Source organism: Pseudotabrizicola sp., from assembly GCF_030684215.1.
Lineage (GTDB): Bacteria > Pseudomonadota > Alphaproteobacteria > Rhodobacterales > Rhodobacteraceae > Pseudotabrizicola.
The window spans coordinates 1-7,844 of record NZ_JAUXOV010000061.1; the positions used below are offsets into that span (position 1 = coordinate 1).

A 7,844-nucleotide genomic window follows, 5' to 3' on the forward strand; every position below is an offset into this window, starting at 1 on the left:
CAGCGTCCGGCTGACAAAATGGGCGCTAAGGCAGGCTTCCATCCCGACGATGCAGCGTGGGAGCTGTTCGAATGTGGCACTCAACGCCAGCCGCTTGATCTGTTTGCGTATGACCAGCTGGCCGGCGCGGTCGAACCCGACCAGATGAAACGTGTCCTTGCCGACATAGACACCGACGACGGCAAGGTCTTCGAGGCTTCCTGTCTTCTTTGCACACATGGCTACTTCTCCTTGTTGCACGGTTGATCCCTCTTCAGGGTAACCCAACTGTGGGGAAGCAGCCGACACATCCCATTAGCGGCCGGTCGAGACGACCACGATGCCGCGGTGCAGCCTCCCCGAATCGGTCACACAGGAATGCCGCAGCAATTTCTGGATTTCTGTGTCCCTGGATGCAGATACTGGTGTCGTTCGACGCACTTGCGCGTCCTGCGCTATCGTCGACGGGAAGGATACAAGGCCTGAAAATGGCGAGTTTCCGTCCCACTCTCAGGCTCACACTGCCGCGCTATCAGGCAGATGCCGAAAGGCGAAGAAGCACTGCAAGGGCTTCCGTTGCTCTATCCTCTGGGACGAAGACATGGTCGTGTAACGCGGCGGCGATCATATTACAGGGAATGTTTGCAGTGCCGAGTGCGGCAGAGAAGCCTGCCGTCAGCCCCACGCCAGCAAGTGAAGAAAAGACCTGCAGCGTGATCTGGCACATTGGCATTTCGAAGGGTAGACCCTCTGCCTCGGCCAAATCGACTGGCAAAAGAACCGAAACACCCTCCGCCTCACGGAAGAGACATATTGCTCCATCGCGCATCGCAGTTGAAAGCGGGAGATCATTCAGAGCACAGAAAACGAAGCGACCTGGCCGCAGCTCCGGGGTCATCTTGGCAATCATCGCCTCGCGATCTTTGACGGGTTCTCGCATCGACAACTCCAAACATTTGCGACGATTATAATGCCTAATCTACGCTGACGAAGATAGGTTGGAAATCAGTGTTGAGCTCCTTGCAGTTTCGGGCCGACAGCATTGCAATTCATCTGCACATTCGAGGCCCTGCACTGAGCCACGCCCGAATGTTGGAACTGGACTCGAAGGAGCCTTGCGGAAGTGCGAAACCTGCCCGTTGACCCACCCGACCCATTACCGCCGCTCAAGAGCGTGAAGCCGCTGCGGCGCGGCGTTCCCTAAAGCGGTCGCACATCACGGAACGTCGCATTTTAAGGAGATGACCGTCCTCCTTTGTGGATCATCGCAGACCCACCTTGGCACATCGATGCCGTCGGGGGGCGGTCATATCATCAGAGCCTGTAGCAGCCTGAATCTATAAATACTTTCAGGCGCACGCAACCGTCAGCACACACGTTCCGTGAATGAGGCGGGGTCAGGTGAATTGCCGTGGTAACATTCGCAGGGTGGTCACGATTTTGGAATGACATACTTGAAGGTCTTCATTCCAGGCAATAGGCCACTTGGGTCCTCCGCACAACTGTTGAAAATATGGGACGACGGTATCTGGATAGACCCCTCCGCGTGCATACTTGTGCCGTTGTGCTCGACTTTGCTGGAATTGCTGGTTGCAGCAACGTTAATGTTTCCATTCACGATCAACGCCACGTTCGATGCCGTGAAATTCGAATTTACGCTGACACCGCTCATCGTCATGATGTAGACTTTGCGGTTAATATCACAGTTTTTAAGAGGATCGCCGATAACAGACCCTTCATCTGCATTGATGACAGAGGAAGAAGATATCCTAGTGCTGACAAGAAGCGAATTGTCTATGCGCGCGTTTGCGCCAACATCAAAGCCGCAGTTGGTAATGAGAACGACATGACGAATGGTTTCGATCGTGCTACTGTCTTCAACTGAATTTTTTCGGTTCTTTGTTCCACCGATAGAAATCGAGGTGGCTGGACCGTTGCCACGATCCCTGCAATCTACATTATAAACCAGTCCAGATGGGATATTTCCGGACGTATTGAACATTAAATCGTTATACTGCGCTGGCGTAAGAGAAACGACCGACCCCTTAACCAGGTTCTTTGTTGCTGAAACACTCAAGATTTTTGCATCAGAAAGCGGAGTGAGATTTGAAGCAAGAGGCTTGTTCGCAAATACCTCCCTCTTTAAATCAGAAGCTGTTGAAAGCATGGCGGCAGTCACTTTATCGATATGGTCTGCTACTTTGGGCAAACTGAGATTCATCGTGAACACAGCCTTCTCTATCCCTAGATTAGCACTTTCGACACATTTGCCTTTACACATTTCCAGATTGGGCATTGAGACGCCAGACCCAGCATCAAATGTGTTTTGCTGTGGCAACCAGACCGCCGTTTGGCTGTGCACACAGTAACTTTCTCCGATGCGATTGCCAGATGTGAGGGTCACTTGGCCTTTGGCGTAAATTCCGTCAGATGATGTGCAACGCCCAGGCTGCCCATAGTATGCGACGCTCGTGACACTAAAATCGAATTCGGAGATCCCGACCATCCTAAGCAAAGTCGTTTTAACCGGATTTTCGACGCTTGCGTTGCGGTGCAGGGTTACTTTCACTGCATTGGGTGTGCCGCTCACCACTGTGCGACTGGATGGGTCGAAACGGACAAGCTGGATGTCTTGCACTCCGTTTGACGTTTTGCCGAACATACTGGCAGGGATATTCTGCTCTGCCGACGCAAGTGCTGCGGTTTGCACCTCGAAAGTGCTCTTATTACTTGAAAGAGCGACAATTCCAGCCTTGGATGCGGAATCGGCCGCAAGAATAAGGTGCTCTTTTTGTCGATACAGATTGGATGCGTCAATCGCTAGGCCGGCGACCATGCAGCACCCGACAATGCCGACAACGGAAAGCATGGTCATGCTTCCAGACTCATTTTTCAGAAACCGAGAAACGGCTTGTCTTGTTTTGAGTGCTGGCGAAATGATATTCATCAGACAGGCTCCATTACAACTGTGGCGGTTGCTGAAATTTTGTCGCTGATTGCAAACTTGATAAATCCGAAGGGGGCCGCTGTCGCAGCATCTGTCGCAACTGTTACTGTCACAAACCCATCTATAATCGAGACATGTGCCGTCGCAGGTGATGCGCTCGTACCAGCCGCCTTGACAGCGTGCGTTTGTGCCTCTTCTGCTGTCAGCGCATAGCGCGAGACAATTCGTGCAGTGTCGCGCGAAATATCCATGAGCATTGCTTGCTTATTATAAACCATGCTGGCATCCGCGATCAGAAACATCAAGGCCATAAAAACTGGCACCATCATGACAAACTCGACAGTCGCGGAACCACGTTCATCCCGCCATATACGCGAATGACGATAGTTTCGGATGCGCCCTCTGAAACTTTGCATCAAATTTCCCATCACAATTCTCCGATTTTCTTTCTTGTGATAGTTAAATGTGACAGAATTTAGGCTTACGCATGGCGCAATCCCGATTGTCTATCTCATCTATTCTCAGCCCTGCTCATTCACCGAAGCCTGATCCGCTTGCGGCTCTTGGCGGTTTCGAGGCCGGGGAAGCTCTCTAGTTCACGCTGAACAACGCCATTCGTTGAAGGAAAAGCAAGCTGAGAACCTGCTCCCAGACATGAATGCACCGCGCAACGCGCCCAGGATGAGGGCCAAAAAGCCCTGAGGTGGGCAAGGATCTTGCGGATGTTGTGCCCGCAGCCGCATATTACGGCGAAGATGGCGTCGCCGAACGTCCCTTTCAGCGGGCACCGCGACAGACGCCCGTCGCTTTTCATGTGTCCGATCTCGGGATCGATGGCGCTGCGCCGTCGAAGCCGCGGCTTCAGCTTCGGCGTCAGGCCCCGGCGTGTTCCGCTGATCAACACTTTCGTGCCCGATCCCTCGTGGCCCCGATATCCGCGATCCACGACGGCCAGCGCGTTCATCTGGCCGGTGAGGATTTCCACCTGTTCCAGCGCCTCGGGCAAGGTATGGCCGTCGTAGGGATTGCCCGGCAGGGACCGCATGCCGACGATGAAGCCTTCGTCGATGGTGGTGGCGAGGCTGACCTTGGTGCCGAACTCAGAGCGCTTGCGGGCCTTGATTTCGGGAACCAGCAACATGACGATGGGGCTTTGCAACCGCGGGATGAAGGGCAACCTGAATTCGGGCTATTTCAAGATGGTGATGTAAGGGAAAACTAGAAAGCGGAGTGCAGCCGTGCCGAAGTAGCGGCCCGGGCCCAATCTGCCACACACCTGTTTTCGGAAACAGAGTGTTCCCCAAGGTGAGGCCTTGAAAGGTTGATCGGTGCCAGGGTGTTGCTTTACCGTTCCTTAACGCACGCGACGCAATGCGTTTTGGTCCTATGGCGGAGGCACGCACATGAGCGATACCGGGAAGGTTTTTACCTATCAGACAAACGGCTTGTCATACACGGTGACCGTGTACGAGAAAGACGGTAGTTTCTTTGCAGACATTAAGGTCACCGAAGGCTCGATGGATGTGAATGCAATCTACTTTGGTGACGACGACTTCTCGGGGGCAAGTGCAAGCCTGAGTGGTCCGCTGAACATGAACGGCGGCGGTGCGCAGTATGAGGGCGAAACCGTTCAATGGGATCAGGCGATGAAGCTCAGCGATCCTGGCTTGGGGCATGCAGGCACTGACAAAGACACCTTCCTCGCGGAGGGTGACGTTTACACCGTGTCGCTGGACATCTCTAGCCTCGACGAAATCGACTTTTTCGGCGTCCGTGCCACCTCGACCTCGACGCCTGAAGGGTCCATCAAGGGTGTCGCGGGTGATCCGGAAACGACCGACGATCCTGAAGAACCACTGCATGACAAGGTGTTCTTCGACAACGGTACCGACGAAAATGGAATGTCGCTTGGTGGCGTCTTCATCCTTTCGGAAGAACCCGAAGATAACGTTTTCGACGTGTCGTCGCTGCCTGAGGGAACCGAGCCGACCTTCGCAAACTATGTCTCGTACTTCGAAGAACTCGGCGGCGATATCGGCAGCGTGGCATCCGTCGCGTTCTACGAAACTGACGAGGACGGCAATCCGGTGGAAACTTTCCGGATCGACGCACCCGACGGCGGCTGGGCCGACGGAGATGCAGTTATCGAGTCCTATAACGCCGCGATCGAGTCGATGGCCGACGAAGACGCTGGCGAGGACCTGATCGCATCCCTGTCAACCGGTACACTTGCTGAGGATGCCCCATACGTCGAAGACGATTACGAGCTTGAGGAAGCCTTGGTCCACTAGGTTCGAGGCCGCCGCCGCTGGCCCTCACCAGCGGTAAAGTGGGCGTTGACACGATCGGTCGCGCAAGCCGATTCGTGTCAACGCTTTTTCACACGCCGGGCAACGCCAAACGCTCGGAACCGGCTAGGGCAACAGATGAGACGGTCATCCGGGCGGGCGGAAGCGCACCCGCGCTGCTTCGGGACCCCGGCCGTTCACCGAAGAACGGAGGCTCAAACCGTGCACAGCTGATCGCCGAATGCGAGCAGTCGCGAAATTTTTAACGCATCTACAGCGACAACACCCGCTCCGAATAGTGAACAATGCGGGCCTAAGTTCTCCGATAATGCCATATTTTGAGCAAATAATCGCCACCAAAGTTGCTTAGCTGGCAACAAGGGCAATCAACACGTTGCCAGAGCCGGCAAGTGAACGAGGGCGAAGCAATGGACTATTATGTTCGGACGGACAGCAGTACGGCGGGAAACGCTGAACTCAACCTCACCGGAGCGCCATCCTTCCAGATTACCTTTGTTGCGCAGACACCGTCGGGCGATCCCGGCGACCTATGGCTGGAGGGTGCGCCAGACCCGACGACGCAGGTGATGATCAACGGACAGCTCTACAGTTTTTCCGTCAACTGGACCGCGACGCTGCCGACAACCAACAATCAGGGCGCCAATCAGGTTCCAACCCAGTTTCGGGGGGACGAGATCATGCGCATCGCGGTGCAGGATTATCCTTCTCCGGGTAGCGTGACCTATCTGGCATTTATGCCCTACGAGCAAGCGACGGCTGCCGAAATGAACGCTTTCGGCAATGGGGCGATTGCGGTTCAGAATGTCAACACCAGCCCTGATCCTGTGCCGGTCTGCTATGTCGGCGGCACCCGGCTTGAAGGGGTCGATGGGGCGGTGGCTGTTGAGGACCTTCGGGCGGGCGATCTGATAATGACGCGGGATAGTGGGCCGCAGCCAATCCGCTGGATCGGCTGGTCTGAACACCGCTGGCCCGGCACTGATGAAAAGCTGCGCCCTGTCCGTATTCCGGCAAGGTCGATGGACGGTCAACTGCCCTATCGCGATCTAATGATTTCGCCTCAGCACCGGATCCTGCTCTGCAAAGAAAGCTTTGCTTTCGTGGATACGGATGAGGAGTGTTTCGCACCAGCCCTCAGTTTTGAGGGATATCGCGGGGTGGAGAGAGATACCTCGTGCCAGACCGTGCGATACTATCACGTGCTCTTGGATCGCCATTCCGTTCTGACGGCGGAAGGGCTTCTTTCCGAGAGTTTTTTTCCGGGCCCGGTGGCCATGCGCAATCTGAGTTTTGAAAACCGGATTCAGGTCATGACCATGTTTCCAAATTTGGCAAAAGACCCAGAAGCAGGATACGGAAGACTATGCCGAAGGACGCTGACCAAACGGCAGGCTGTCGCCGTTCTTTTCGCAGCGACGGCGTGAAGGAGTGTGTGGTTCAACCGATGGTGTCGGAACATCATCCTGGTTGCAAGTCCGCTGTAGTTTAGGAACTGCCTTGCGGCAGTGCAACATCCCCGCTGACCTCTAGACCGCTGACCTAGCCAAGACCAGCCCACAGCGGTTGGGAAAGCTGCGCTCAGGATCTGCAGCGCAGCTTTCCCAACCTAGATTTCGATATTCGTTGCAGCGAGATCTCTTGTCCGGTGACAGCAGTGCGGACCTTTCAGCCGTTGACTGGCAGCTTTGGCTATATGCTGCTCGTGCAATGCTGCGAGGTCACAGGCGGCTCTCCCGCCCTCACCGACGTTTGAAGTCTTCCCACTAGCCTAGATTGCGCTCCTGTCGGAGTGCGACCATGGCCGCAAAATCAGCCAAATCCGTGCTTGCCAAGCCAGCACTCACAACCTCGAAGAGCCGCCGGTCCTCCCTTGTCATGCCCTTCTTGGGCCATGCAGTTCGAATCCTCCCCACGGCATCCGAAAACCCGCGCCACCAGTCCGACTTCCCCTTCTTTGAGCGGCCGGATATCGCGGCAACGAGTTGGTCAGGGACAGAGGCAACGTCTGAAACCGTCTGAGCGCGGATCATGAGCAGGTCCATGAAGCGCTGGAATTGCGACGGGTTGATCCGTGGAAGGACCGGCTCCAGAACTGCAGGCAGCCATTGGTTTGGCGTGATCATCTCCGGCGCGATCACAACGCCGGTCATATAGCCGTCAAGCCAGTCCACCGAAAGCTCGGTGCCCCGCAGCAGGGCTGCGACTTCGCCCTTCATTTCGGGGGTGGGTGCTTCCTGCGCCAGTTCTTCAAACGTCAGGCCTGGGTCAAAGTCCGGATCATCACGGACCCAAGCTTCAATCGTCTGTTCGTGCACATCAAGCATGACGGGGATGGTCTTCAAACTGCGGCCTTCCAGCAGGGCCATGGCACAGGCAGCAAAGCCTGCCGCATCCGGGTGGTGAGCCGTTTCCAAGACATCAGCGGATCGGGCCAGAATGCGTGCCCACCAATCGCGTCGGGTCTCCAACCATTTCCAAAGCGCCGTCTCTGCGGATTTCGCGCTACGCGCCTTATCGAGAACGGCATGGGCAGCATCGCTGTCTTCGAACCAGCTTTCGATGGTTTCGTGGCGATCCCACCACTCCTCGCTGGCGGTAATCAGATCGCC

General features: G+C 55.5%; 6 protein-coding genes and 2 pseudogenes. 2 read left to right on the plus strand and 6 right to left on the minus strand.

Translation table 11 applies throughout. The features are described from left to right. The 5 genes and pseudogenes from Q8K08_RS12010 to Q8K08_RS12030 all read right to left on the minus strand — a co-directional run. Nucleotides 1–219: pseudogene (locus Q8K08_RS12010) on the minus strand (IS110 family transposase); the annotation flags it as partial. A gap of 292 nt (nucleotides 220–511) precedes the next feature. After that, on the minus strand, nucleotides 512–919 hold the full coding sequence (locus Q8K08_RS12015) for an ACT domain-containing protein (protein WP_305250221.1): 408 nt from the start codon (nucleotides 917–919) through the stop codon (nucleotides 512–514). Between the two features lie 492 nt (nucleotides 920–1,411). Further along, the gene (locus tag Q8K08_RS12020) at nucleotides 1,412–2,926 is read right to left on the minus strand and encodes a TadE/TadG family type IV pilus assembly protein (protein WP_305250222.1); all 1,515 of its coding nucleotides are present in this window, start codon (nucleotides 2,924–2,926) and stop codon (nucleotides 1,412–1,414) included. After that, a complete protein-coding gene (locus tag Q8K08_RS12025) occupies nucleotides 2,926–3,354 on the minus strand; it encodes a TadE/TadG family type IV pilus assembly protein (protein WP_305250223.1) in 429 nt (142 codons plus the stop codon). Before Q8K08_RS12025 ends, Q8K08_RS12020 begins: the two co-directional genes overlap by 1 nt. Before the next feature lie 269 nt (nucleotides 3,355–3,623). Continuing rightward, nucleotides 3,624–4,046 (minus strand): annotated as a pseudogene (locus Q8K08_RS12030) (IS5/IS1182 family transposase); the annotation flags it as partial. Between the two features lie 283 nt (nucleotides 4,047–4,329). Here Q8K08_RS12030 and Q8K08_RS12035 point away from each other — a divergent pair. Further along, nucleotides 4,330–5,217, plus strand: a complete 888-nt coding sequence (locus Q8K08_RS12035; protein ID WP_305250225.1) for a hypothetical protein — start codon at nucleotides 4,330–4,332, stop codon at nucleotides 5,215–5,217. Between the two features lie 425 nt (nucleotides 5,218–5,642). Beyond that, a complete protein-coding gene (locus Q8K08_RS12040; protein WP_305250226.1) occupies nucleotides 5,643–6,659 on the plus strand; it encodes a Hint domain-containing protein in 1,017 nt (338 codons plus the stop codon). A 339-nt stretch (nucleotides 6,660–6,998) separates the two neighbouring features. Here Q8K08_RS12040 and Q8K08_RS12045 read toward each other — a convergent pair. Then, on the minus strand, nucleotides 6,999–7,844 hold an 846-nt coding region (locus Q8K08_RS12045), incomplete at its 5' end, for a UPF0149 family protein (protein WP_305250227.1).